At 69.8% G+C, this 23,936-nt stretch carries 21 protein-coding genes and 1 pseudogene; 7 read left to right on the top strand and 15 right to left on the bottom strand.

What is annotated here, in order from left to right; all coding sequences use genetic code 11:
* Positions 1 to 56: 56 nt before the first annotated feature.
* From fabF to VFF46_RS20355, 5 genes are all read right to left on the bottom strand, one after another.
* Entirely contained in the window at positions 57 to 1,292 is a 1,236-nt protein-coding gene (gene fabF / locus VFF46_RS20375; RefSeq protein WP_325038751.1) for a beta-ketoacyl-ACP synthase II, read from the bottom strand.
* A 127-nt stretch (positions 1,293 to 1,419) separates the two neighbouring features.
* The gene (locus VFF46_RS20370; RefSeq protein ID WP_130380551.1) at positions 1,420 to 1,668 is read right to left on the bottom strand and encodes an acyl carrier protein; all 249 of its coding nucleotides are present in this window, start codon (positions 1,666 to 1,668) and stop codon (positions 1,420 to 1,422) included.
* A gap of 74 nt (positions 1,669 to 1,742) precedes the next feature.
* Positions 1,743 to 2,732, bottom strand: coding sequence for a beta-ketoacyl-ACP synthase III (locus tag VFF46_RS20365; RefSeq protein WP_325038750.1), 990 nt, complete (start codon positions 2,730 to 2,732; stop codon positions 1,743 to 1,745).
* The gene (locus VFF46_RS20360; protein WP_325038749.1) at positions 2,729 to 3,919 is read right to left on the bottom strand and encodes an acyltransferase domain-containing protein; all 1,191 of its coding nucleotides are present in this window, start codon (positions 3,917 to 3,919) and stop codon (positions 2,729 to 2,731) included. The genes VFF46_RS20365 and VFF46_RS20360 overlap by 4 nt, the downstream gene beginning before the upstream one ends.
* A 79-nt stretch (positions 3,920 to 3,998) precedes the next feature.
* On the bottom strand, positions 3,999 to 5,255 hold the full coding sequence (locus tag VFF46_RS20355) for a PucR family transcriptional regulator (protein WP_414673076.1): 1,257 nt from the start codon (positions 5,253 to 5,255) through the stop codon (positions 3,999 to 4,001).
* A 93-nt stretch (positions 5,256 to 5,348) separates the two neighbouring features.
* Between VFF46_RS20355 and VFF46_RS20350 the strand changes: the two genes are divergently transcribed.
* The 3 genes from VFF46_RS20350 to VFF46_RS20340 are packed head-to-tail and all read left to right on the top strand — an operon-like array spanning position 5,349 to position 8,124.
* Positions 5,349 to 6,392: a PHP domain-containing protein gene (locus VFF46_RS20350; RefSeq protein ID WP_325038747.1), complete on the top strand. Its 1,044-nt coding sequence runs from the start codon at positions 5,349 to 5,351 to the stop codon at positions 6,390 to 6,392.
* Between the two features lie 8 nt (positions 6,393 to 6,400).
* Entirely contained in the window at positions 6,401 to 7,072 is a 672-nt protein-coding gene (locus VFF46_RS20345) for a class I SAM-dependent methyltransferase (RefSeq protein ID WP_325038746.1), read from the top strand.
* Between the two features lie 44 nt (positions 7,073 to 7,116).
* Positions 7,117 to 8,124 (top strand): pirin family protein, encoded by a 1,008-nt coding sequence (locus tag VFF46_RS20340; protein ID WP_325038745.1) that lies wholly within the window; start codon positions 7,117 to 7,119, stop codon positions 8,122 to 8,124.
* Between the two features lie 65 nt (positions 8,125 to 8,189).
* Here the strand turns inward: VFF46_RS20340 and VFF46_RS20335 are convergent, their stop codons facing one another.
* On the bottom strand, positions 8,190 to 8,732 hold the full coding sequence (locus tag VFF46_RS20335) for a hypothetical protein (RefSeq protein WP_325038744.1): 543 nt from the start codon (positions 8,730 to 8,732) through the stop codon (positions 8,190 to 8,192).
* A 34-nt stretch (positions 8,733 to 8,766) separates the two neighbouring features.
* On the bottom strand, positions 8,767 to 9,408 hold the full coding sequence (locus VFF46_RS20330; RefSeq protein WP_325038743.1) for a TetR family transcriptional regulator: 642 nt from the start codon (positions 9,406 to 9,408) through the stop codon (positions 8,767 to 8,769).
* 50 nt (positions 9,409 to 9,458) lie between these two features.
* On the opposite strand from VFF46_RS20330, the gene VFF46_RS20325 reads away from it, so the two are divergent.
* Complete coding sequence (locus VFF46_RS20325) at positions 9,459 to 11,039, top strand: FAD-dependent monooxygenase (RefSeq protein WP_325038742.1); 1,581 nt, start codon at positions 9,459 to 9,461, stop codon at positions 11,037 to 11,039.
* A gap of 201 nt (positions 11,040 to 11,240) precedes the next feature.
* Here the strand turns inward: VFF46_RS20325 and VFF46_RS20320 are convergent, their stop codons facing one another.
* Genes VFF46_RS20320 through VFF46_RS20295 form a run of 6 tightly spaced genes read right to left on the bottom strand, consistent with a single transcriptional unit; the run spans position 11,241 to position 18,929 of the window.
* Positions 11,241 to 12,704 (bottom strand): peptide MFS transporter, encoded by a 1,464-nt coding sequence (locus VFF46_RS20320; RefSeq protein ID WP_325038741.1) that lies wholly within the window; start codon positions 12,702 to 12,704, stop codon positions 11,241 to 11,243.
* Positions 12,705 to 12,759: 55 nt separating this feature from the next.
* Positions 12,760 to 13,782, bottom strand: coding sequence for an ABC transporter ATP-binding protein (locus tag VFF46_RS20315; RefSeq protein ID WP_325038740.1), 1,023 nt, complete (start codon positions 13,780 to 13,782; stop codon positions 12,760 to 12,762).
* Complete coding sequence (locus tag VFF46_RS20310; protein WP_325038739.1) at positions 13,772 to 14,815, bottom strand: ABC transporter ATP-binding protein; 1,044 nt, start codon at positions 14,813 to 14,815, stop codon at positions 13,772 to 13,774. Before VFF46_RS20310 ends, VFF46_RS20315 begins: the two co-directional genes overlap by 11 nt.
* A gap of 8 nt (positions 14,816 to 14,823) precedes the next feature.
* Positions 14,824 to 15,924, bottom strand: a complete 1,101-nt coding sequence (locus VFF46_RS20305) for an ABC transporter permease (protein WP_325038738.1) — start codon at positions 15,922 to 15,924, stop codon at positions 14,824 to 14,826.
* On the bottom strand, positions 15,921 to 16,925 hold the full coding sequence (locus tag VFF46_RS20300; RefSeq protein WP_325038737.1) for an ABC transporter permease: 1,005 nt from the start codon (positions 16,923 to 16,925) through the stop codon (positions 15,921 to 15,923). The genes VFF46_RS20305 and VFF46_RS20300 overlap by 4 nt, the downstream gene beginning before the upstream one ends.
* 15 nt (positions 16,926 to 16,940) lie before the next feature.
* The gene (locus tag VFF46_RS20295; protein ID WP_325038736.1) at positions 16,941 to 18,929 is read right to left on the bottom strand and encodes an ABC transporter substrate-binding protein; all 1,989 of its coding nucleotides are present in this window, start codon (positions 18,927 to 18,929) and stop codon (positions 16,941 to 16,943) included.
* A 158-nt stretch (positions 18,930 to 19,087) separates the two neighbouring features.
* Here VFF46_RS20295 and VFF46_RS20290 point away from each other — a divergent pair, with 158 nt between their 5' ends.
* From VFF46_RS20290 to hisD, 3 genes are all read left to right on the top strand, one after another.
* On the top strand, positions 19,088 to 19,876 hold the full coding sequence (locus tag VFF46_RS20290; RefSeq protein ID WP_325038735.1) for an IclR family transcriptional regulator: 789 nt from the start codon (positions 19,088 to 19,090) through the stop codon (positions 19,874 to 19,876).
* A gap of 88 nt (positions 19,877 to 19,964) precedes the next feature.
* Positions 19,965 to 21,362 carry a hypothetical protein gene (locus VFF46_RS20285; RefSeq protein ID WP_325038734.1) on the top strand — a complete coding sequence of 466 codons (1,398 nt, stop codon included), beginning with the start codon at positions 19,965 to 19,967 and terminating at the stop codon, positions 21,360 to 21,362.
* Positions 21,363 to 21,364: 2 nt separating this feature from the next.
* Positions 21,365 to 22,621 (top strand): histidinol dehydrogenase, encoded by a 1,257-nt coding sequence (gene hisD, locus VFF46_RS20280; RefSeq protein WP_325038733.1) that lies wholly within the window; start codon positions 21,365 to 21,367, stop codon positions 22,619 to 22,621.
* A gap of 95 nt (positions 22,622 to 22,716) precedes the next feature.
* Here hisD and VFF46_RS20275 read toward each other — a convergent pair whose 3' ends face one another.
* Entirely contained in the window at positions 22,717 to 23,676 is a 960-nt protein-coding gene (locus tag VFF46_RS20275; protein WP_325038732.1) for a dihydrodipicolinate synthase family protein, read from the bottom strand.
* Positions 23,677 to 23,708: 32 nt separating this feature from the next.
* A pseudogene (locus tag VFF46_RS20270) lies at positions 23,709 to 23,936 on the bottom strand (amidohydrolase); the annotation flags it as partial.

Genomic DNA, 23,936 nt, shown 5'->3' with positions numbered 1-23,936 from the left:
CGGCATCCGCCGCACCGAGCACCTCTCCGCTACGGCGCAGGATCACCGGACACCACTTACACCGACTTGAAGGCGATGGCGGCGTTGTGGCCGCCGAAGCCGAAGGAGTTGTTCAGGGCCGCGATGTCGCCGTCCGGCAGCTTGCGCTGCTCGGTCGCGACGTCCAGTTCGATCTGGTCGTCGAGCTTGTCGACGTTGATGGTCGGCGGCGACACCCGGTGGTGCAGGGCCAGCACGGTGGCGACCGACTCGACCGCGCCGGCGCCGCCGAGCAGGTGGCCGATCATCGACTTCGGCGCGGTGGCAACGGCGTGGTCGGCGTGCTTGCCGAGCGCCTGCCGGATCGCGAGCGACTCCGCGATGTCGCCCTGCGGCGTCGAGGTGGCGTGCGCGTTGATGTGCACGATGTCGGCCGGGGTCAGGTCGCCTTCGGACAGCGCCCGTTCCATCGCCCGGCGGGCTCCGGAACCGGTCGGGTCGGGCTGCGCGATGTCGTGCCCGTCGGCGGAGATCCCGGCACCGGCGAGCTCGGCGTAGATCTTCGCGCCGCGCGCCTTCGCGTGCTCGTACGACTCCAGGATCAGGATCCCGGCGCCCTCACCGAGCAGGAAGCCGTCCCGGTCCACGTCCCACGGGCGGGACGCCTTCTCCGGCTCGTCGTTGCGCTTGCTGAGCGCCTGCATCATCCCGAACGCGGCCAGCGGCAGCGCCATGATCGCGCCCTCGGAGCCGCCGGCGACGACCACGTCCGCGCGGCCGAGCCGGATCTGGTCGAGGCCGAGCCAGATCGCCTCGTTGCCGGACGCGCAGGCCGAGACCGGGGTGTGGACGCCGGCCTTCGCGCCGAGCTCCAGCGACACGTACGCCGCCGACGAGTTCGGCATCAGCATCGGGATCGCGAGCGGGGACACGCGCCGCGGGTTCTGCTGCAGGGCGTCGTAGTTCGACAGCGTGGTGTGCAGGCCGCCGATCCCGGAGGCGACCGCGACACCGAGCCGCTCCTTGTCCAGCCCGGAGTCCTCCAGGCCGGAGTCGGCCCAGGCCTGGCGGGCGGCCACGACCGCGAGCTGCGCCGTACGGTCCAGGCGGCGGGCCTTGACCCGCTCCAGGACCTCGGTCGGCTCGACCGCGGCCGGTGCGGCGATCTGGACCGCCAGGTTCTGCACCCAGTCGTCGGTCAGCCGCCGGGCGCCGGAGCGGCCGGCCAGCAGCCCTTCCCAGGAGCTGGCCACGTCGCCCCCGAGCGGGGTCGTGGCTCCGAGCCCAGTGATGACGACTCGGGTCTTCGACATGGTTACCTCATCCTTCACATGGACGTTCTGCGGTTGGGAGCGAGGGGTGGGTGGTGCAGGGGTACTGCGTGGTGCTCACCGGAAACGCGGTCCGATGAGCACCCGGGCCGGCACGGGTGACGTGACGTCAGCCGTTCTGGGCGCGCTCGATGAACGCCACGGCGTCGCCGACGGTCTTCAGGTTCTTCACCTCGTCGTCGGGGATCTTCACGTCGAACTTCTCCTCGGCGGCCACCACGACCTCCACCATGGAGAGCGAGTCGACGTCGAGGTCGTCGGTGAAGGACTTGTCCAGCTGGACGTCCTCGACCGGGATGCCGGCGATCTCGTTCACGATCTCGGCGAGGCTGGAACGGATCTCTTCGGTGCTGGCCATCTCTTGGTTCCCTTTCGGATTTCTGCTGACTTACCGCCGGTGCAGCCACCTGAGCTGCCCCGGACAACTATGGACTACGGAAGCCGAATCACCTGGGCTGCGTACACGAGCCCGGCGCCGAAGCCGATGATCAGCGCGAGGTCACCGCTGTGCGCCTCGCCGTTCTCGCGCATCGCGGTGATCGCCAGCGGGATCGACGCGGCGGACGTGTTGCCCTGCCGCTCGATGTCGCGCGCGACCTTGACGTGCTCGGGCAGCTTGAGTGCCCTGCGCATCGCGTCGGTGATCCGCATGTTCGCCTGGTGCGGCACGAACAGGTCGAGCTGCTCGGCCTTCACCCCGGCCACGTCCAGCGCCCGCTGCGCGGCCTTGGCCATCTCGAACGACGCCCAGCGGAACACCGGGTTGCCGTCCATCGTCAGGTGCGGCCAGTTGTAGCTGCCGAACACCTCCTGCCACGACTCCCGCTGGCTGATCACCTGGTGCTGGGTCCCGTCCGAGCCCCACACCACCGGCCCGATCCCGGGCTCGTCGGCCGGACCGACGACCGCGGCACCGGCGCCGTCGGCGAAGATGAACGCCGTACCGCGGTCCGTGCGGTCGGTGATGTCGCTGAGCCGCTCGACGCCGATCGCCAGCACGTACTTCGCGCTGCCGCCGCGGACCAGGTCGTTCGCCAGCGCGACGCCGTAGCAGAACCCGGCGCAGGCGGCCGAGATGTCGAACGCGGCCGCGGTGGGGGCGCCGACGCCGACGGCGACCTGGGTCGCGATCGCGGGCGTCTGGTACAGGTGTGTGACGGTCGCGACGACCACGCAGCCGATCTCGGCCGGGTCCACCCCGGACTCCGCGAGCGCGTCCTTGGCCGCGCTCAGCGCCATCGCCAGTACGGTCTCGTCGTCGCTTGCCCAGCGGCGTTCCTTGATCCCGGACCGCGTCTGGATCCACTCGTCACTGGAGTCGATCTGCTCGAGGATCTCCGAGTTCGGTACGACGCGGCGCGGCCGGTACGACCCGAGCCCGAGGATCCCGGCGTACCGCGCCCCGGTCGACGGCGTGATCACGCGTTGCTCGCGGGGTGCAGGCGGAGCAGGGGCTGGCCCGGGGCGACCGGGTCGCCGTCCTCGGCGAGCCACTCGACCACGATGCCGCCGTGCGGGGCGGTCACCTCGACCTCGTCGCGCAGGCTGGCGACCGTCGCGACGACCTCGCCGGCCTCGACCGTGTCGCCGGTCGCCCGGCGGGTCTGCGCGGAGCGGGTGAAGGTGCCCTTGATCGGGGCCACCAGCAGCCGCCAGGTCGGGGAGGCGTCGATCTCGGACGGGCTGCCGTGCTTCTCGACGAACGCGCGGGCGTCGTCGAGCTGGTCCGGCGTCTTCAGCGCGAACGTCTCGACACCCTTCAGCGCGCGCCGCGCGATCCCGGTCAGCGTGCCCGCCGGCGGCAGCTCCAGGATGCCGGTGACCTCGAGGTCGGACATGGTCTGCATGCACAGGTCCCAGCGGACCGGCGCGTTCACCTGGGTGACAAGCCGCTGCAGGACGTCCCGGCCGTCGTGCACGACGTGACCGTCCCGGTTCGAGATCAGCCGGGTCCGGGGGTCGTGGGTGCTGACCGCCGTCGCGTACTTCGCCAGCGTCTGGACCGCGGGCTCCATGTGCTTGGTGTGGAAGGCGCCCGCGACCGACAGCGGGATCAGCCGCGCCTTCGCCGGCGGGTCCGCGGCCAGCGCGGCCAGCTCGTCGACGGTGCCGGCGGCAACGATCTGGCCGGGGCCGTTGTCGTTCGCCGGGGTCAGGCCGTGCTCGGCGAGCTTGGCCAGGACCTCGTCGCGGTCGCCGCCGAGGACCGCGGTCATCGAGGTCGGGGTGAGCGCTGCCGCGGCGGCCATCGCCTTGCCGCGCTCGCGGACCAGCACCATCGCCTGCTCGGCGGTCAGTACGCCGGTACCGGCCGCGGCGGCGAGCTCGCCGACACTGTGCCCGGCGACGGCGCCGACCTTGGCGAACGCGTCGCCCGGGTGCGGGAAGACCGCCAGCGCGGCCAGCATGCCGGACGCGACCAGCAGCGGCTGCGCGATCGCGGTGTCCCGGATCGTGTCCGCGTCGGCTTCGGTGCCGTAGTGGGCGAGGTCGAGACCGGCGACCGCGGAGAGCCAGTGCAGCCGGCTCTCGAACACGGGATCCGCCAGCCATGGCTCGAGGAATCCTGGGGTCTGGGCACCCTGACCGGGCGCGACGATGACGAGCACGAGACCACTCTCCCTCAGCCGGGCCGCTTCGGAGCGGCGCGGCGAGCACGAATTCTACCGGCCCGCTTTTGTGGAGATCCTACAAAACGGGTCGATCCGCCTCGGGACTGAGCAGGCGGCCCAACGTCAGTGCGACACGCAGTGTGAAACTGTCGCGGGGATTCTGCGGGTTGTAGCCCGTGAGGTCCGCCACACGCTTCAGCCGGTACCGGACGGTGTTGGCGTGCACGAACAGCGCCCGGGCCGTCGCCTCGATCGAGCCGCCGGAGTCCAGGTACGCCGAGACCGTGTCGAGGAGCGCGCCGTCGCCCGCGGTGAGCGGGGCGTACACCTCGTTCGCGAGCTGCCGGCGGGCGTGGCCGTCTCCGGAGAGTGACCGTTCCGGCAGCAGTTCGTCGGCGTACACGGGTCGTGGCGCGCCCGGCCAGGCGGCCACCGCGCGGAGTCCGGCGACCGCGGCGCGGGCCGACGTGACGGCCGCCATCAGGTCCTTCACGACCGGTCCGACGACGATCGGCCCGGGTCCGAACCAGCGGGCGAGTTTTTGTACGATCTCCACAGGTTTGCTCGTACCGCCGAGTACCACCACCAGCCGGTCGCCCTGGACCGCGCACAATGCGTCAGCACCCGCCTCGCGGGCCGCGTGCCGGACCATGTCCACGATGTTCGAGCTGCCGTTGGCGGGCTTCTCGGCCTCGGGGGCCCGTCCGACGACCACCGCGACTTCGGACCCACCCGGTGCAGCAGAGCCCGTCGTACCGGCGCCGCCCGTCCAGCCGAGGGCGGAGGCGCGGGAGCGGACCGACTCGTCGGTCTCGCCGCGGATCACCGAGTCGACCAGCAACGCCTCCAGCCGGGCGTCCCAGGCGCCGCGCATCTCGGCGGCCTGCGCGTACACGGTGGCGGCGGCGAACGCGACCTCGCGGGCGTACCGCTGGATCGCCTCGTGCACGATCGGTACGTCGGCCGGCGGCAGCAGCGTGCCGATCGTGTTCTCGATGGTCTCGATCGTGGTCCGGACCAGGTCGACGGTCTGGTGCAGCGAGATCACCCGGGTGAACTCGCGCGGCGCGGACCCGAAGATCCGGGTCGGCATCGACGAGTGCGCCTCCGGGTCGCGGAACCAGTCGACGAACGCGGAGATCCCGGACTGCGCCACCAGCCCGATCCACGACCGGTCCTGCGCCGACAGCTGCCCGAACCACGGCAGCTCGGCGTCCATCGCCGTGAGCGCCGCCGTCGCCAGCGCCCCGGTGGCCGCCTGCAACCGATCAGCCCGCGCCCGATGCCCGTCCGTCGCCACGCCCCGACCATAGCCCGCGGATCGCCACGCCATCACAATCGCCGTTCTGCGCCCGGTCCCCGCCTGGCCGGCGGCGGCCGGCGCGATTGTGATGGCCTGGGGATCCGCCCTGCCATGATGGAAACCATGACGGACAAGGCGGGTGTGGACCAGGCGGTCGCGGCGTTGCGGGCGATCGGGTACTACCTGGAGCGGGACCGGCAGCCGACCCACCGCGTGAAGGCGTACCGGAGGGCCGCGGACACGATCGCGGCGCTGCCGGCGACCGAGGTACGGGCCCGGCGCCGGGCCGGGACGCTGACCGAACTGCCCGGGATCGGCCCGAAGACCGAGGCCGTGATCGTGGAGGCGATGGACGGCGCGACCCCGTCGTACCTGGTGAAACTCGAGGAGGCCGCCGGCGAGCTGACCACCGCGGGCAAGCGGATGCGGGCCGCGCTGAAGGCCGACCTGCACCTGCACTCGGAGTGGTCCGACGGCGGCAGCCCGATCGAGGAGATGGCCCGTACGGCGCACCGGCTCGGGCACTCGTACATCGCGCTCACCGACCATTCGCCGCGGCTCACCGTCGCCAACGGCCTGTCCCGCGAACGCCGCCTGCAGCAGCTCGAGGTCGTTGCCGAGCTCAACAAGAAGCTGCAGGACGAGCTGAACGGCTTCACGATCCTGAACGGGATCGAGGTCGACATCAACGAGGACGGCACGCTGGACTGCGACTCCGAGATCCTGGCCCGGCTGGACGTCGTGGTGGCCAGCGTGCACTCGAAGCTCCGGATGGCGTCCGAGCCGATGACCGAGCGGATGGTACGGGCGATCGCCAACCCGCACGTCGACGTCCTCGGGCACTGCACCGGCCGGCTGATCACCGGCGGCCGCGGGACCCGGCCGGAGTCGGAGTTCGACGCGGAGGTGGTGTTCGAGGCCTGCCGCCAGTTCGGTACGGCGGTGGAGATCAACTCCCGGCCGGAACGGCTCGACCCGCCGAAACGCCTGCTGTCGCTGGCGGTCGAGACGGGCTGCCTGTTCTCGATCGACACCGATGCGCACGCCCCCGGGCAGCTCGACTGGCAGGTGTACGGCTGCGAACGCGCCGAGGACTGCGAGGTCATACCGGAGCGCGTCATCAACACCTGGGACTCCGGCACGCTGCTCGATTGGACCAACAGCTAGGGACGGCTATGAGCGATGTGGTGATCCGGCAGGCGCAGCTCTACGACCTCAGCGCGGCGGCAGTCTTCCTCGGGCAACGGCGCCGGATCTACGACGGGATCGTCCGGCACAGCCAGGCGCGCCCCGGCGAACGAGTCCTCGACCTCGGCACCGGCACCGGCTACCTCGCGTCCCGGGTAGCACGAGCGATCGCCCCGAACGACCAGGTGCCCGCCCCGAACGACGAGGTGCCCGCCCCGAACGACGAGGTGCCCGGCCCGAACGACGAGGTGCCCGGGGCGGACAGTCGGGTGGCCGGGGTTGATCCCAGTCCGACGATGGTGCGGTTCGCGCAGCGGCGGGTGCCCGGCGACGCGGACTTCCGGGTCGCTCGTGCTCAGGAGCTGCCGTTCAACGACGCGTCGTTCGACCTGGTGGTGTCCTGCCTCGCGTTCCACCACATCTCGCCGGCCGACAGACCACGCGCGCTGAGCGAGGCCCACCGAGTGCTCGTCCCGGGCGGACGTCTGATGCTGGCCGACCTCCGCCGCCCGCGGAATCCGGTGGTCAGGACGGTCTTCCGGCACGGCCTGCACGAGAACCCGGTCGACGACGAACAAGTAGCCGCAGCCGGCTTCGAACTCATCACCCGCGCCGAAAGCTGGCCGCTGCTCCAGTTGATGCTCGCCCGCCGCGTCTAGCGTCGTACTCTCGTTGCGTTGTCATCGGGCGGAAGGGACCGGCTGTGAGTGATCTCGAGAAGGACCCGGCGGAACTGGTCGGTACGGGTGAGTGCGACGGTCCCGCGCTGGAGATGCTCGAGGCGCGGGAGGTGGTGCTGGGACGGACCACGAAGGTACGGCGCCTGCTGCCGAACAAGAACCGCCGGATGGTCGGCGCGTGGTGCTTCGTCGACCACTACGGGCCGGACGACCTGACGCGGCGGGTCGACTCGTACGACGTACCGGGGGAGCGCGGGATGCAGGTACTGCCGCATCCGCACACCAGTCTGCAAACCGTGAGCTGGCTGTTCGAGGGCGAGATCGAGCACCGCGACAGTGTCGGCTCGCACGCGCTGGTCCGCCCCGGTGAGCTGAACATCATGACCGCCGGCAACGGGATCGCGCACTCGGAGGTCTCGACGCCGGACGCGCCGCCTGTGCTGCACGGCGCGCAGTTGTGGGTCGCGCTGCCGGACAGCGTCCGTACGACGACACCGCCCGCCTTCAACGCGTACGCCGACCTGCCGGAGCTGGACCTCGACGGCGCCCACGCGACCGTGATGATCGGCACCGTCGCCGGCGTCACCTCACCCGCACCGGCGTACACGCCGCTCGTCGGCGCCGACATCACGATCGAACCCGGCCGTACGCTGTCCCTCCCGCTCACCCCGTCGAACGAGTACGCCGTCCTGGTCGTCGACGGCTCGCTGACGGTCGGCCACCTCACCCCGGGCTTCGGCGAGATGACCTACCTGGGCTCCGGCCGCGACGCGGTCGAACTGGTTGCTTCCGACAACGGATGCCGCTTCCTCCTGCTCGGCGGCGAACCCTTCGACGAAGAACTCGTCATGTGGTGGAACTTCATTGGCCGCACCCACGAGGAGATCGTCGCCGCCCGCAACGCCTGGCAGGCCGCCATTGCGTCCGACGGCAACGAACGCTTCCCCATGGTCCCCGGCTACGAAGGCGACCCGCTACCCGCCCCACCCCTCCCCGCAACGACCCTCAAACCACGTCCCCGCTCCCGCTGACGCCTTGTCCACAGGCCCCCGCGAACCCCGGTTGCGCAGCACCCCACCCGGTGCCGGGGCCGGCGTTACTGGCTGATGGTGATGTGGGGCTGAGGGGTGGCTTGGGTGACTCGGCGGCGGTAGTAGGACCAGGTGACGAGGAGTAGGGCGGGGCCCCAGAGGTTCAGCGGGGTGTAGCAGGTCAGCATCAGGACCTTCCACGGTGTGCTGCTGAACGGGATGAAGTGGTCCGTGTAGGCGTTGCGGAAGCCGAACGTCCAGATCGCCATCAGGCTGAGGGCGCCGAGCGTGGCGGGCACGATCGCGGCGTACGGGTGGACGCGGCGGCCGCCGATGAACGGGATCCAGCGCGGGGCGATCTCACCCCAGCGGCTGACCAGGCCCAGGGCGGTCAGGGCGACCAGCTCGGAGAAGATCGTCAGGCAGACGATGTAGATCTTGGTGCCGACGTCGCCGGCGTACACGGGTTGGCCGTGGTCGTCCAGCATGCCCATCGACGAGCCGAACACCAGGCCGAGCCGCCAGAGGCCGGACGGTAACGCCATGAACGGGATCGCGTGGGCGAGGACGTAGGCCCAGCGGGGGACGGGACGCTCTGTTGTGGTCACGTTCCGAGCATCCGGCGTACCGGCGCCCGCCGCCTCACCCACCAGAGTGAAGCGGCTCCCTCCGGCGACCGATTCCCCGCTCCAGTACGTCGAACGCGTGGTCGATGACCTGCACCTGTTCGCGGCGAACCAGCTCGACGTCCTCGCCGGCGACGATCCGGCTGACCGGCGTGTGCCAGATCGTGATGATCGTCGCGGTCAGCAGATTCGCGACCAGACGCGACTGGAACTCGTCTCCGGTCTCCTCGGTCAGGACGCGGGTGAGCAACTTGGCGATCTCGTGCTCCTGCTCGACCATCCGGCTCATCAGGGCCGGGCTGGAGTGCAGGACGGTCCAGAAACCGCGCACGCCCTCGACCGCGCCGGACAGCGGGTGCCCGGCGGCCAGCAACTCGTGATGGTAGCGGCGCATCGCGACCGCCACCGGCTCCCCGGCCGGGCGGTCGCGGACCACGGCCTCGAGCTCCCGGAGCCGGTCGAGGTGCCGGTCCAGGTACAGGTCCTCCTTGCGCGGGAAGTAGTTGAAGACCGTCATCTTGGAGACGCCGGCCGCCTCGGCGATCTCGGCGACGGTGACGGCGTCGAAGCCACGCCGTACGAACAGCCCGGTGGCGACGTCCGCGATCATCCGGCGGGTCGCCTGCTTCTTGCGTTCGCGCAGTCCTGGCTGGGCCATGACAGGAATTGTACTGGACCAAATTTTGTACTCAGTCTACTATTCCGATTGTGGACAATCAGACTGTTAGCAACACCAAGGACGTAGTCATCTCCGGGGGTGGGCCGGTCGGGCTGATGCTCGCCTGCGAGCTGCGGCTGGCCGGGCTGGACGTACTGGTCGTGGAGCGGCTGCTGGAGATCGATCCGACGATCAAGGCGGGGTCGATCAACGTGCCGACCGCCGAGGCGTTCTACCGGCGGGGTCTGCTGCCGGGGCTGCAGGAGGTGCAGCGGCAGGCGTTCGAGCAGATGAAGGCGTTCCGCGGCGGGAAAGGCCCGAGCGGTCCGCCGCCGGCCGGGCACTTCGCCGGGATCATGGTCAGCTCCGCCGGCGTGGACTTCGAGGACCCGGCGTTCCGGGACGCCGGCCCGGCGAGGTCGATCTTCGCCGTCGGCCAGCAGGCGGTCGAGGCCGCGCTGGGCGAGCGCGCGGCCGAGCTGGGCGTCGAGGTACGCCGGGGCGTCGAGCTCGTCGGCTTCGACGCCGATGGCCACGGCGTCACCGTTCAACTCATGCCGGCCCGTGTCGATGATCGGATTGTCAACAACCCTACGGTCGGCAGTAGTGCAGCGGGTGGCGGTGCCGTGAGTGGTGGGGAGAGCGTGCGGGCCGGGTGGTTGGTGGGGTGTGATGGTGGGCGGAGTCTGGTGCGGAAGGTGGCTGGGTTCGAGTTTCCGGGGACCGATCCGGAGATCACCGGGCGGCAGGCGATCGTGGAGCTGGAAGGGGCGGAGGGGCTCAGGAGCAGCTGGAATCACACGTCTACCGGGGTTTATGCGCACGGGCCGGTGCCCGGGCGGGTGCTGACGGTCGAGTTCGACGGGCCGCCGGTGGATCGGGATGCGCCGATCACCGCCGAGGAGATCCAGGCGAGCCTGCGGCACGTGACCGGCGTCAACGTCACGGTCACGAAGGTGCACAGCGCGACCAGGTTTACGGACAACGCCCGCCAGGTGACGTCGTACGGCATGGGTCGTGTGCTGCTCGCGGGTGACGCCGCGCATGTGCACTCGCCGTTCGGCGGGCAGGGGCTGAACCTCGGGATCGGCGACGCGGTCAACCTCGGCTGGAAGCTCGCCGCGACCATCCAGGGCACCGCGCCCGACGGGCTGCTCGACACGTACACCACCGAGCGGCACCCGGTCGGCGCGTGGGTGCTGGACTGGACGCGGGCGCAGATCGCCTTGATGCGTACGGACTTCCGGAGCGCGGCGCTGCGCAGCGTGGTGACGGATCTGCTCCAGACGCCGAGCGGTTCGACGTACCTGGCGAAGAAGCTGTCCGGGGTGCTGCACCGGTACGCGATCGAGGGCGACCACGAGCTGGTCGGCACCGGCGCGCCGGACTTCGAGTTCGCGGACGGTACGCGGCTGGGCGAGCACCTGCAAGACGGCAAGTCGCTGCTACTCGACTTCGCGGACTCGGCGGCGCTGCGCGAGGTTGCCGGTGATCGGGTTCGAGTCCTGACCACCAAGTACGCCGGTGAGCTCACCGGCGTACTGGTCCGCCCCGACGGCTACATCGCCTGGGCCGCTGCCGACAACACGACAACCGGCCTCGACGCTGCCCTCCGGACCTGGGTCCGCTGACGGGCGCGCCGGCCGCCCTGGAACGCGGCGCCCCGCCCGCAACCCCACCTCCAACCGGTGCCCGGCCGCTCGGAGTTTGAGTGGTTCACCTCTGGAACGGTCGGTTGCCGCGCCGCATGCGCCGCGCTAACGGGCGAGCTGAGGGGTGAACCTCTCGAGAGATTAAGCGCGGGGTCGCCGGCTCGCGCACCGCGTAACCGGTCAGCGGGCGTCGGTGTGGCGGCGGATCCAGGGGGCCAGGGCGTAGACGGCGAACGCGACGACGATCGTGACGACCGCCAGGCCGCCGAAGTAGGTGGTGTCGGAGGCGCCCTGGGTTGCCTGGACCAGTTGGGCGGTGATGGCCTGGCCGGCCGCCGGTGCGAGGAACCACAGGGCCATCATCTGGCTGAGGAACGCCTGTGGTGCCAGGCGGGTGGTGGCGGCCAGGCCGACGGGGGAGAGGAACAGTTCGCCGAGCGTCTGGATCACGTACACGCCGACCAGCCAGAGCGGTGACGCAAGGTTGCTCCCGGCAACCGACGACGCGAGCGACATGACCGCGAACGAGATCCCGGCGAGCAGCAGCCCGGTGGCGAACTTCTGCCCGATCGACGGTCCGCGGTCGCCGAGCCGGATCCAGATCACCGCGAACACCGGCGCCAGCACGATGATCGAGAACGGGTTCACCGACTGGAAGAACTCCGGCGAGATCTCGGCGCCGAACAGGTTCAGCTGGGTCCGGTGCGCGGCGAACGAGGTCAGCGTGGTCGCCGCCTGCTCGAACAGCATGAAGAACAGCATCGCCGCGACGAACAGCGGGATGTACGCGCGCACCCGCTGCCGCTCCACCGGTGTCACCAGCGGGCTCCGCAGCAGCATCACGAAGTACGCGATCGGGGCCAGGAAGCACAGGTACGAGATCGCGTCCACGACCGGTTTCGGGCCGAGGCCGCCGGACCGCCAGGCCGACCAGCCGAGCACCACCGCGAGCAACGCGAGCACCGCCACCGACACCTTGATCATGCCCGGCCGGTCCGCGGCGGTGAGCGGGTTCGGCGGGGTGTCGCCGCGGCCGTGCAGCGTCCGGCGGCCGAGCAGGTACGCGATCAGCGCCAGCGTCATGCCGACCGCGGCCGCCGCGAACGCGACGTGGAACCCGAACTCGCGGCGCAGGAACCCGACCACGAACGGCGCCGAGAACGACCCGATGTTGATCCCCATGTAGAAGATCGAGAACGCCGAGTCCCGCCGTGGATCGCCCTGTTCGTACAGCGTGCCGACCATCGTGGACACGTTCGGCTTCAGCAGACCGGTGCCGAGGGCAACCAGAGCGATCCCCGCGTACGCCGGACCCGTGGACGGCAGCGCCAGGAGCAGGTGCCCGGCGACGATCACGCTGCCGCCGTACAGCACCGTCCGGCGGGCGCCGAAGACGCGGTCCGCGAACCACCCGCCGAGCACCGACAGCAGGTAGACCGACGCGCCGTAGATCGACACCACGGCCTGCCCGAGCGACTGCTCCAGCCCGAGGCCGTACGCCTTGTCGGTCAGGTAGAGCAGCAGGATCGCGCGCATCCCGTAGTAGCTGAACCGCTCCCACAGTTCGGTGGTGAACAGCGTCATCAACCCGCGCGGATGCCCGAAGAAGGACTTCTCCGCAGCCGCCTGTTGCGTTTCGGACACGATCGACTACTCCCCGTGAGATCGGACTGCCGGTCCGACCGTAGCAACAGGGACGTCAGATCGCCGTGTACACCCCGTCCAGCTCCAGCTCGTCGGCGAAGTGGCACCGCGGTACGGTCGTCGGCTCCACCTGCGCGCACAGGTCCACGGCGTACCGGCAGCGCGGCTGGAACCGGCAGCCGGTGAAGGTCTGGTCCGGGGACGCGATCTCGCCGGCCGGCAGTACGTCGTCACGCCGCCGCAGCCGGGGATCCGGCCGCGGGACCGACCGCAGCAGTGCCTCGGTGTACGGGTGCCGCGGCCGCTCGAACAGGTCCTCGGTCTCGGCCTCCTCGACGATCCGGCCGAGGTACATCACGGCCACCCGGTCGCAGAGGTGCTGGATCACCGAGAGGTCGTGCGAGATGAAGACGTACGTCAGGCCGAGCTCGTCCTGCAGGTCCTCCATCAGGTTGAGGATCTGGCTGCGGACCGACACGTCGAGCGCGCTGACCGCTTCGTCGGCGACGACCAGGCGCGGCTCGGTGACCAGCGCGCGGGCGATCCCGATCCGCTGCCGCTCGCCGCCGGAGAACGCGTGCGGGTAGCGGCGCATCAGCTCGGGCCGCAACCCGCAGCGCCGCAGCGCCTCGCCGACCCGGTCCTTCACCTCGCTGCCGCTCGCCAGATTGTTGACAATCAGCGGTTCGGCGACGATCTGCTGGACGGTCATCCGGGGGTTCAGCGAGGAGTTCGGGTCCTGGAAGACCGTCCGGATCTCGGTCCGCAGCGGCCGGAGCTCGGCCCGGGACAGCGCGGCCAGGTCGACCTCGGTGCCGTCCGCACGCCGGTACACAAGCCGCCCCGCGGTCGGCTTGTGTGCGCGCAGGATGCAGCGCCCGAGCGTGGTCTTCCCGCAGCCCGACTCGCCGACCAGGCCGAGCGTCTCGCCCCGCCGTACGACGAGATCGACGTCGTCGACCGCCCGCACGGTGGAACGGTTCCGCCGCCCGAACAACCCCGCGCCCCCGGTGAACCGCATGCTCAGCCCTTCAACCCGAAGGATCTCCCCACCGGGTGCCTCGGTCTTATCCGGCATCTGCTGTCACCTCTTGCAGTTCGTGGCCGCTGCGGATGCTGTCGGCGGTCGGGTAGTGCACGCAGCGGACCTCGCGGTCGCCGTCGCTGATCAGCTCCGGGTTCTCCACGTCGCACTGACCGAGTACGACGTGATCGCAGCGCGTCCGGTACGGGCAGCCGCTCGGCCGTTGCTGCGGATGCGGGACCTGTCCGCGGATTGTCGGCAATCGACGACGCGCCCGGCGCTCGATCCGCGGTACCGAGCGCAGCAGCGCGCGCGTGTAGGGGTGCCGCGGGTCGTGGAACAGCGAGTCCACGTCGCATTCCTCGACGACGTTGCCGAGGTACATCACCGCGACCCGGTCCGCGAGCTCGGCGACCACGCCGAGGTCGTGGGTGATGAACAGGATCGCCATCCCGCGTTCCTCCTGCAGCTTGCGCAGCAGCCGCAGGATCTGCGCCTGGGTGGTGACGTCCAGCGCGGTCGTCGGCTCGTCCGCGATCAGTAGTTGCGGACGGCAAGCAAGCGCCATCGCGATCATCGCGCGCTGCCGCATCCCGCCGGACAGCTGGAACGAGTACGCGTCGATCCGCCGCTCCGGCTGCGGGATCCCGACCCCGCGCAGCTCGGCGATCGCGCGTTCCCGGGCCTCCTTCTTGCCGAGCCCCTCGTGCAGCCGCAGGACCTCGATCAGCTGCTGCCCGATCGTGTGCACCGGGCTGAGCGCGACCATCGGCTCCTGGAAGACCATCCCGATCTCCTTGCCGCGGATCCGCCGCAGCTCCGGCCCGCGGGAGTCGAGCGCGGCCAGGTCGACGACGCCGGCGGCGGAGCGGAACCGGATGCTGCCGGCAACGATCTGCCCGGGCGGGTCCACCAGCCGCAGGATCGACCGCGCGGTGACGCTCTTGCCGCAGCCGGACTCGCCGACGATGCACAGCGTCCGGCCGGGTTCGACCCGCAGCGTGACGTCGTCGACGGCCTTGACCAGACCGTCGGCGGTGTCGAAGTGGGTACTGAGCTTCTCGATCTCCAGCAGCGGCTCGCTCACGGGCCTCCTCATGACTCGTACGGGTCGGCGGCGTCCCGGAGGCCGTCACCGACGAAGTTGAGGGCCATCACCGCGATCACGACCGCGGCGCCGGCCGCCAGCAGCCACGGCGCCGTGGTCAGCACCCGGATGCTCTGCGCCGTGCTCAGCAGCACGCCCCAGCTCACCACCGGCGCCTGCAGGCCGAGCCCGAGGAACGACAGCGCGGTCTCGCCGAGGATCATGCCGGGCACCGCGAGCGTCAGCGACGCGATGATGTGGCTGGTGAACGCGGGCAGCATGTGCCGCCCGACCACCCGGTGCCAGCGGGCGCCGTCGAGTTCCGCGGCCAGTACGAAGTCCTCGCCGCGGATCTGCAGGAACCGGCTGCGGATCACCCGCGCCAGACCGGTCCAGCCGATCAGCGAGAGGATCAGCGTGATCGCGAAGTACGTCTTCAGCGCACTCCACCCCGGCGGTACGGCGGCCGCCAGCCCGAGCCAGAGCGGCAGCGTCGGGATCGACATGAAGAACTCGATCACGCGTTGCACGATGCCGTCGGTGAGCCCGCCGAAGTACCCGGAGATGCCGCCGAGCAGCAGCCCGAGGACGAGCGCCATGAGTACGCCGATCAACCCGACCGACATCGAGATCCGGGTGCCGTAGATGACCCGCGACAGGTTGTCCCGGCCCTGGTCGTCGGTGCCGAGCAGGTGGAACGGCGCCCCGTGCTGACTCGGGCCGAGCAGATGCCGGTCGGACGGGATCAGCCCCCACAGCTTGTAGTGGTCACCTTTGGGGAACAGGCGTACGCCGTACTTCTGGGACTTGTCGGTGGAGTAGTCGCGGAGCAGTGTCTGCGGGTTCGGCGTGCCCTTGTAGCCGTTGACGTACAGGTGCGGGCTCGAGGTCAGCGAGATCTTCAGCACCTGCGGCGGCGCGAACGCGCGGTCCGCGGCGTACGTGTCCTGGGTCTGCGGCGCGAGGAACTCGCAGAACGCGGCGGTGAAGTAGATCAGCGCGAGGATCCACAGCGACACGACCGCGAGCTTGTTGCGCTTGAACCGGCGCCAGATCAGCGTCCGCTGGGACGCCAGCGCGAGGGTCGGTTCGGCTTCGATCGTGGTCATTTGCCGCTCCCCGTGTACCCGACCCGGACCCGGGCGTCGACGGCGGCGAGCAGCAGGTCGGAGATCAGCGTGCCGATCACGGTCAGCACGCAGGCGATCAGGATGATGCCGCCGGCCAGGTACATGTCCTGGGCCTTCAACGCGTTCAGCAGCAACGGCCCGGTGGTCTCCAGGCCGAGCACGGTCGCGACCAGTACCTCACCGTCGAACAGCGCCGGAATCGTCCAGCCGATGGTGGCGATGAACGGGTTCAGCGCGACCCGGGTCGGGTAGCGCATCAGCAGTTTGCGTTCGTCCAGCCCGCGGGCGCGGGCGGCGGTCACGTACGGCTTGTGCAACTCGTCGAGCAGGTTCGCCCGCAGGACCCGGATCGTGCCCGCGACGCCGCCCGAGGCGAGGACGAGCACCGGCAGCCACAGGTGGTTGAGCAGGTCGAGCAGCTTGCCGAGGTTCCACGCGGCGCCCTCGAACTGCGGCGACATGGTCCCCGACAGCGTCTGCCCGAAGAACTTGAACTCCAGGTACACGACGGTCAGCGCGACCAGGAACCCCGGGACCGCGAGCCCGACGAACGTCAGCGCGGTGATCACGTAGTCGAGCTTCGAGTAGCGCCGGGCGGCGGAGTAGATCCCCGCCACCAGCGCCACCGTCCAGCCGATCAGCCACGTCGCCAGGCCGAGGCCCAGGGTCAGCGGCAGCCGTTCGCCGAGCAGCGTGGCGACCGGCTTGTTGTACTCGAACGACTGTCCGAAATCACCGTGCAGAACGATGTTGGTCATCCACCGCAGGTATTGCTCGAGCGGTGACTTGTCGAGCGCGTACTGCGCTTTCAGCGCCGCCAGCTGATCCGCCCCGACCGTCTGTCCCTGCTGCTGCAGCTTGGCGACGACCGTGGTGAGGAAGTCGCCGGGCGGCAGCTGGATGATCAGGAACGACACGAGCGAGATCAGCAGGACGGTGGGTACCATCGCCAGCAGGCGACGGAGCAGATAGCCGGCCAATTGAGTCCCTTCGGGTCAGGAGTGCTTCTCCGGGGAGTCGAAATACATCTGCTCCGGCGACGAGGCGTTCTCGTAGTGGGTGCGGAAGCTGGCGATCGCGTCCGGGCGGACGTTCTTCAGGTCGCCGGCCGCGATCAACGGCTGGAACGGCACACCGACGGTGCCGATGATCCACACGTTCTGGTCGTGCAGGTGCAGGATCTGCCGTCCGAGCTCGAGTCGCTTGGCGTTGTCCGCGGTGGTGACCAGCTGGTCGTACATCAGCTGCAGCTTGCGGAAGTCGCCGGTCGGTTCCATCCCGAACGGGTCCTTGTGGTTGCCGTACCAGTTGCCGAACTTCGGCGCCCAGTAGGTCAGGCCGTTGGTCGGGATGTACCACAGCGAGTCGATGTCCCACAGGATCGTGGCCGGCGGGTACGCGACCAGGTCGTAGTCGCCGTGCGGGATGTCGTTGTACCACAGCTCCAGCGTCATCTGCTTGGCGACCATGTCGATGCCGACGGCCTTCCAGTACCGCTGCGCGTACTCCAGCACGCTGATCGCGTCGATGCCGACCCCGACCTCGAAACAGCGGCCGACGAGCTGCAGCTTCTTCCCGTCCGGGCGCAGCCGCATGCCGTCCGGCCCGCGCTTGGTGAGGCCCGCGGCGTCGAGGCGTTTGTTGGCCTCGGCAACGTCGTACTCGATGAAGCGCTGGCCCATGCCCTTCACCCAGTACTCGTCCTCGGGCTGGGCGCAGGGGTGCCGGATGAAGCCCTGCCCGGCGAACAGCGCGTCGTTCATCTCCTTGCGGTTGATCGCGTGCGAGAGGCCGGCGCGGAAGTCGAGCTTCTGGAACAGCGCCCGCAGTACTGGATCCGGGTGGCTCTGGTTCAGCTGGAGCGAGGTGTTCGGCTCGGCGACCCACCGGTTGACCTTGTAGCCCTTGGCCTGCTGGTTCTTGATCAGCAGCGGGAGCTGTTCGGCCTGGATGTCGGTGACCTGCAGGTCGAGCTGGCCGTTCGCGGCCCGCAGCCCGAGCGTCTCCGACGGCATCACCGTGTACTGCTGGCTGTCGATGTAGGGCAGCTGGCGGCCCTGCTCGTCGACCTTCCAGTAGTACGGGTTGCGGTCCAGCCGGGCCGTCGCGCCCGAGCCCTGCAGCGGGGCGACCAGCTTCCACGGGCCGAGGATCGGGATGTCGGCGTTCTTCCAGATGTTCCGCTTGTTGCCGAAGAACTCCGCCCAGGACGGCGCCGGGTCCTTCTTCATCGCGGCCTTGAGCTGCGCCGGAGTGGCGAAGTCCTTGTGGAACTGCTTCAGGTAGTGCGCCGGCAGCAGCAGCGCGGACGACGAACCGAACCCGGTCAGGCCGATGAAGCACAGGTACTTCAGCAGCAGACCGTGCGGTACTTCGAACTCCATCCGCAGCGTGTGGTCGTCGACCTTCACGAACTTGCCGGGCTTCCCGCCGGGCGCCAGCCAGCTGGGGAAGATCGGGTTGAGCTCCTTGTTCAGGAACTCCTTCTCGTAGGCGAACATCAGGTCGTCGGTGGTGAACGGCTGCCCGTCGGACCACTTCAGGCCCTCGCGGAGGTGGAAGACGTAGACCTTGCCGCCCTCCTCGATGTCCCACTTCTCGGCCAGGCCGGGACCGGGCTGCGCGGGCGTCGTCGGGGTCCACTCCAGCAGGCCGGCGAACTCGACGTACTGGTTCTGGGTGGCGTTCCGGTCGATCTGGCCGCGCTGCATGACCCCGCCGAACTTGCCGGCACTCTGGATCGGCTTGACCACCATCGGGTTCTTGGGCAGCCGCTGCTCCAGCGGCGGGAGCTTGCCGTCCTTGACCAGCTTGGTCAGGACCGGTGACTCCTTGGCGCCGGCGTCGGCGGCGGCCGAGCCGGTGGATTTCTTGGCATCGGTGGAGAAGAACGAACAACCCGCTGCGGAACCGCCGACGGCGGCGGCGGACAGCGAGAGACCGGAGACCCGGAGAAACGTCCGGCGGCTCAGGGGATCGGACATGGCGGCTACCTCCCACGCGGACGAAGTCCGCCCATCAGCACTCTTTCCGGGACAGTGACACGAAATGTTGCATACTTCAAGATCTGAGGTGCATTTTCATCATTCCGTATATACCGTCACTCGAAGACAGCTTCCGGTCCGGGCGCTACACTCCGAGCATGAGTGAGACAGCGGGTGACCGGTCGCCGTCCCCGGCGGTCGCACGGGCACTGACCGTGCTCGAGACCCTGGTCGAGTCCGACGAGGAACTCACGCTCACGGCGCTGGCGAAGAAGGCGAAGATCCCGCTGGCGACCTGCGCGTCGATCGTCTACACGCTGGAGCAGCGTGACTACGCGAGCCGCCGGGTGGTCGGCCGCAGCCACTTCTGGCGGCCGACGCTGCGGCTGTACGGGCTGGCCACGCAGCTGATCCGCAAGGTCGACCTGTCCTCGGTCGCGTCCCGGGAGATGCGCGAGCTGGCCGACCAGCTCGGGATGCCGGTGCACATCGGCGTCCTGACCGGATCCTCGGTGGTGTACGTCGCGAAGGCGGCGATGCCCGGGTTCGTCCAGTTCGACACGTTCCCGGGCAAGGTCTCGCACTTCAACCTGACCGCGCTCGGCCGGGCGATCGCGGCGTACCTGCCCGAGGACGACCTGAAGCCGCTGCTCGGCCGGCTGGAGCCCGGGTTCGGGCCGAAGGCGAAGCCGGTCGACGAGGAGAGCTTCCGGGCCGAGCTGGCCCGGATCGCGAAGCAGGGATTCGCGGTCGAGGACCAGGAGGAGCAGGCGGACATCGCCTGTGTCGCCGCGCCGTTCTTCGCGGCCGGCGGGCACGTCACCGGAGCGGTCGGCGTCACCTCGTTCGCCCGGGACCTGACCCGGGACAAGCGCAAGCAGGCGCAGTCCGGGCTGATGCAGCTGGCCGCCACGATTTCCGAACGGCTCGGCGCAACCGAGCTCTGAGGCTTGCCGGGGTCCGGCGGGCGACTTAGGCTTTTCCGAGATAGCAGAAGTATTTTCGAAATCTCGAAAATCCCGAGGAGTGGTTCCGATGACCACGCACGGCCCGTATCCCCAGCCCGACGGCGGTATCAAGGCCACCCTGACCGGTGGCAACACGGTCGGTGCCTCGCTCCGCGAGCGCCAGCCCCGCGCGGACGGTTACCGGCACCTGGACACCCCGGCGCTCGTCCGCCGGCTGCTCGAACTGAACGCGAACACGTACCTGTACTGCATCTGGGACAGCGCCACCGACTTCGACGACCTGCGCGACGAGTTCCTGCCCGCCGCCGCGGCCGCCGGCATCGACGTGATCCCGTACATCGTGCCGCCGACCGAGACCTCCGACTACGGCCGCGCGTCCCGGCCGTACCGGCTGGACTACGTCAGCTGGGCGAAGGCGTTCGCCGAGCTCGCGCTGAAGTACCCGAACTTCAAGGCCTGGGCGATCGACGACTTCGAGGTCGGCGACAACGCCACGCTGTTCACCCCGGAGTACATGCGGGAGTTCCTGGACGTGGCCACCGCGATCGCGCCGGACCTGCGATTCTACACCTGCGCGTACTTCGGGATGGCGACCAGCCCGGAGTTCCTGGACAAGTACGCCGAGTTCGTGGACGGGATCATCTACCCGTTCCTCGACGGGCACAACGAGAACACCACGGTCGCCGCGTCGCTCGGCGCCTGCCTCGACGAGATCCTCGCGCTCACCGACCCGCGCGGCCTCGAGCTGATCCCGCTGATCTACACCGGCCGGTTCCTGGACGCGCCGCTGCACGCGACCCCGGAGTACTGCACCGCGACCCTGACCACGAGCGCGGAGTACGTCGCCGCCGGCCGGATCCCGGGCGTGATCTCGTACGGCACGCAGCTCGACGACGGGCCGACGCCGTCCGCGGACAACAAGGCGCTGTACGGCGACGGCCGGCTGGCGCTGATCAACTCGCGCTCCCGGACCCCCGCCGGTACGACGGCCTCGGCCACGCAGCGGGTGCCGGTCGACCCGCGGCTGCCGCGCTACGAGGTGTCGTTCTGGTACCACCGCTGGTTCCTCGCGCCGGGGATCGAGCCCGGGCGGTTCCAGCTCGAGATGCTGATCGACGACACGGTCGTCTGGAAAATGGACATGCACGAGCAGCGCTGGCCCGTGTGGACCAATGGTGACGGCATGGAAGGCCCGGTCGACGTCACGAAGTACGTTGCCGGACGCGACTTCGTGGACCTGACCTTCCGGTTGCACGTGCTGAAAGAGACGGCCGGGCAGTACATCGACGTCGGCGTGGACCACGTCGAGTCGATCGGGCTGGGCGTCCGCAACGGCGGGTTCGAGGAGGACGGCGACTGGATCCTGCGCGGCAGTGGTCCAGCCCTGTCGGTCTACGACCACTACCTGCGGGACCGTCCGGCGCGTATCTTCGCGGCCATCTCCCGCGTGTACGAAGGAGGCTGATCATGGCCGAACACCTCAAGACGGGGTGGCCGCAACGGGTCGAACGGCAGCAGGATGTGATCGACACCGTCAGCACGATCCTCTCCGAGGTCGAGCACGAGGGCGGCCCGGCGATCCGCCGCTGGTCCGCCCGGCTGGACAACTGGGAACCGGACTCGTTCGTCGTCTCCGCCGCCGAGATCAAGGCCGCCACGGTCGACGACGACCTGGCCGCGCACCTGGAGTTCGCCCGCTCGCAGGTGGAGAGCTTCGCGCGCGCCCAACGGGCCACCTTGACGGACCTGGAGACGGAAACCCTTCCAGGTGTCGTTCTGGGCCATCGCCACATCCCGGTGGCGAAGGTGGGTTCGTATTCACCCGGCGGGCGCTACCCGCTGATCGCCTCCTCGATCATGACCGTGACCGTCCCGAAGGTCGCGGGTGTGGACACCGTCGTGGCTGTCGCCCCACCCCGCGACAGCAACGGGATCTACGGCCCGCAGCTCTACACGATGAACCTCGCCGGCGCCGACGTGATCCTGTGCCTGGGCGGCGTCCAGGCCTTCGCGGCCCTTGCCTTCGGCATCGAGGACGTCCCGCCGGTGGACCTGGTGGTCGGCGCCGGGAACGCGTACGTCGCCGAGGCCAAGCGGCAGTTGTTCGGTACGGTCGGCATCGACCTGCTGGCCGGCCCGACCGAGGTCGCGGTGATCGCGGACGAGTCCGCCGACGCCCGCCTGGTCGCCGCCGACCTGCTCGGCCAGGCCGAACACGGCCCGAACAGCCCGGCGCTGCTCGTCACCACCTCGCGGTCCTTCGGTACGGCGGTGATCGACGAGGTCGAGCGCTGGCTTGCGGGGGACTGGCCGACCGTCGACGTGGCCGGCGCCGCCTGGCGGGAGCACGGCACGGTCGTGGTGTGCGAGTCCCGCGAGGAGGCAGTACAGGTCTCGGACGCGTACGCGCCGGAGCATCTCGAAGTACAGACGTCCGACGACGACTGGTACGCCGCGAACCTGCGCAACTACGGCTCGTTGTTCGTCGGGCCCGAGGCCACGGTGGCGTTCTCGGACAAGTCGATCGGCACCAACCACGTCCTCCCGACCGGCCGCGCCGGACGCTACACGGGCGGGTTGTGGGTCGGGAAGTTCCTCAAGACGGTCACGTACCAGCGACTGACCGCGGACGGTGCTCGATCGATCGCCCCGTCGACGGCCGCGATCGCTGACGCCGAACTGATGTACGGGCATGCCCTCACCGCCCGCCTCCGCGCCCCCTGAACCAGACCCGTTTGAGGGGTTGACCTCGTGCCTGCCCGTTCACCTGCTGCATCCAGCCGGTGAACGGGCAACTTGCGTGGTCAACCCCTGAAACGTCAGGCCAGGTGGGGGAGGAGGTCGGCGAATTCCGCGAGCAGGCGGTCGACCATCCGGACCTCCTCGGCGTCCAGCAGGTGCGCGGGCTCGCGGCAGTAGGCGCTCGCGAACAGGCCGCGGCGTACCGAGATCAGCTTCTCGGCCGCGATGATCCGCTCGGTGTCGAGCATCCAGTACGAGATGTACGGGAGCAGCCGGCGGTGCAGGTCGACGCCCTCCTCACCGTCCCCGGTGGTCAGGAGGCGCCAGATCTCGACGTACACCTCGGTCAGCGAGCAGCCCGGCTGGGTACCGACCGCGCCGCGGCGGACCGCGTCGGGCAGCTGGACGCCGGCGTACCCCTCGACCGAGGCGAGTGACGGCGTACCCCCGGCGAGCTCGGCGATCAGCGGGCCGGGCGGGCTCGACTCGACCTTGACCAGCCGCAGGTTCGGGTGGTCGATGGCGATCGCGCGCAGCAGGTCCGCGTCCAGGCTGGTGCCGGTCTCCGCCGGCGCGTACTGCAGCACCATCGGCACCGGGTCGATCGTGGTCAGCACGGTCCGGACGTGCTGCTCCAGCGAACCCCGCGACGGCGACAGGAAGTGCGGCGGCAGGAGGTTGATCAGGTCCGCGCCGGCCTCCACCGACTCCCGCGCCCGCCGCGCCGCGAGCCGCGTGGCGTGATCCTGTACGGCGACCACTGCCGCGACGTCGTCCCGCCCGCGGGTCTGCGACAGCAGGATCTCGGTCAGCCGGCGGCGCTCCTCCTCGGACAGCTTGTGGAACTCCGACGCGAAGCCGGGGAACATCATGCTGCTCACACCGGTGCCGAGCACGTACCGCACGACCCGGTCGAAGCCGTCGTAGTCCACCTCTCCGTCGTCGGTGAACGGTACTTCGAGCACCGGCGACACGCCGCGCACCAGCACCGACGCGTCCGTGGGCCGTTCGGCCCCGATCTCCTCCGTGGTGACCATGTCTGCCTCCCGTTGTGTGGTCACTGGTGCGCTCACTGGTGCCCCAGGAGCTTGCCGACGTTCCCGCCGAAGACGGCAACCTTCTGGTCCGGGTCGACCGGCCAGTCCCGGATCCGGTTCACCTCCGCGAGCGGCACGGTGTACGGCGAGTCGGTCGAGAACACGAGCCGTTCGGCGCCGATCCCGGGCTCGGCGAGGAACCCGCTGAGCACCGTGTCCCAGGGCGCGTACGACGTGTCGCCGTACAGGTTGGGCGCGTG

The organism is Kribbella sp. (genome assembly GCF_035655035.1).
Classification (GTDB): Bacteria; Actinomycetota; Actinomycetes; order Propionibacteriales; family Kribbellaceae; genus Kribbella.
Note: the sequence above shows the minus strand (reverse complement) of the source record. Positions and strands in the feature narration are given on the sequence as shown.

Coding starts and splice junctions, on each gene's coding strand:
- VFF46_RS20330 (WP_325038743.1), bottom strand. CDS start 9,408: ATGGCCCAGCCAGGACTGCGCGAACGCAAGAAGCAGGCGACCCGCCGG.
- VFF46_RS20350 (WP_325038747.1), top strand. CDS start 5,349: ATGACGGACAAGGCGGGTGTGGACCAGGCGGTCGCGGCGTTGCGGGCG.
- VFF46_RS20295 (WP_325038736.1), bottom strand. CDS start 18,929: ATGTCCGATCCCCTGAGCCGCCGGACGTTTCTCCGGGTCTCCGGTCTC.
- VFF46_RS20345 (WP_325038746.1), top strand. CDS start 6,401: ATGAGCGATGTGGTGATCCGGCAGGCGCAGCTCTACGACCTCAGCGCG.
- VFF46_RS20305 (WP_325038738.1), bottom strand. CDS start 15,924: ATGACCACGATCGAAGCCGAACCGACCCTCGCGCTGGCGTCCCAGCGG.
- VFF46_RS20275 (WP_325038732.1), bottom strand. CDS start 23,676: ATGGTCACCACGGAGGAGATCGGGGCCGAACGGCCCACGGACGCGTCG.
- fabF (WP_325038751.1), bottom strand. CDS start 1,292: ATGTCGAAGACCCGAGTCGTCATCACTGGGCTCGGAGCCACGACCCCG.
- VFF46_RS20370 (WP_130380551.1), bottom strand. CDS start 1,668: ATGGCCAGCACCGAAGAGATCCGTTCCAGCCTCGCCGAGATCGTGAAC.
- hisD (WP_325038733.1), top strand. CDS start 21,365: ATGGCCGAACACCTCAAGACGGGGTGGCCGCAACGGGTCGAACGGCAG.
- VFF46_RS20355 (WP_414673076.1), bottom strand. CDS start 5,255: ATGGCGTGGCGATCCGCGGGCTATGGTCGGGGCGTGGCGACGGACGGG.
- VFF46_RS20315 (WP_325038740.1), bottom strand. CDS start 13,782: ATGCCGGATAAGACCGAGGCACCCGGTGGGGAGATCCTTCGGGTTGAA.
- VFF46_RS20290 (WP_325038735.1), top strand. CDS start 19,088: ATGAGTGAGACAGCGGGTGACCGGTCGCCGTCCCCGGCGGTCGCACGG.
- VFF46_RS20285 (WP_325038734.1), top strand. CDS start 19,965: ATGACCACGCACGGCCCGTATCCCCAGCCCGACGGCGGTATCAAGGCC.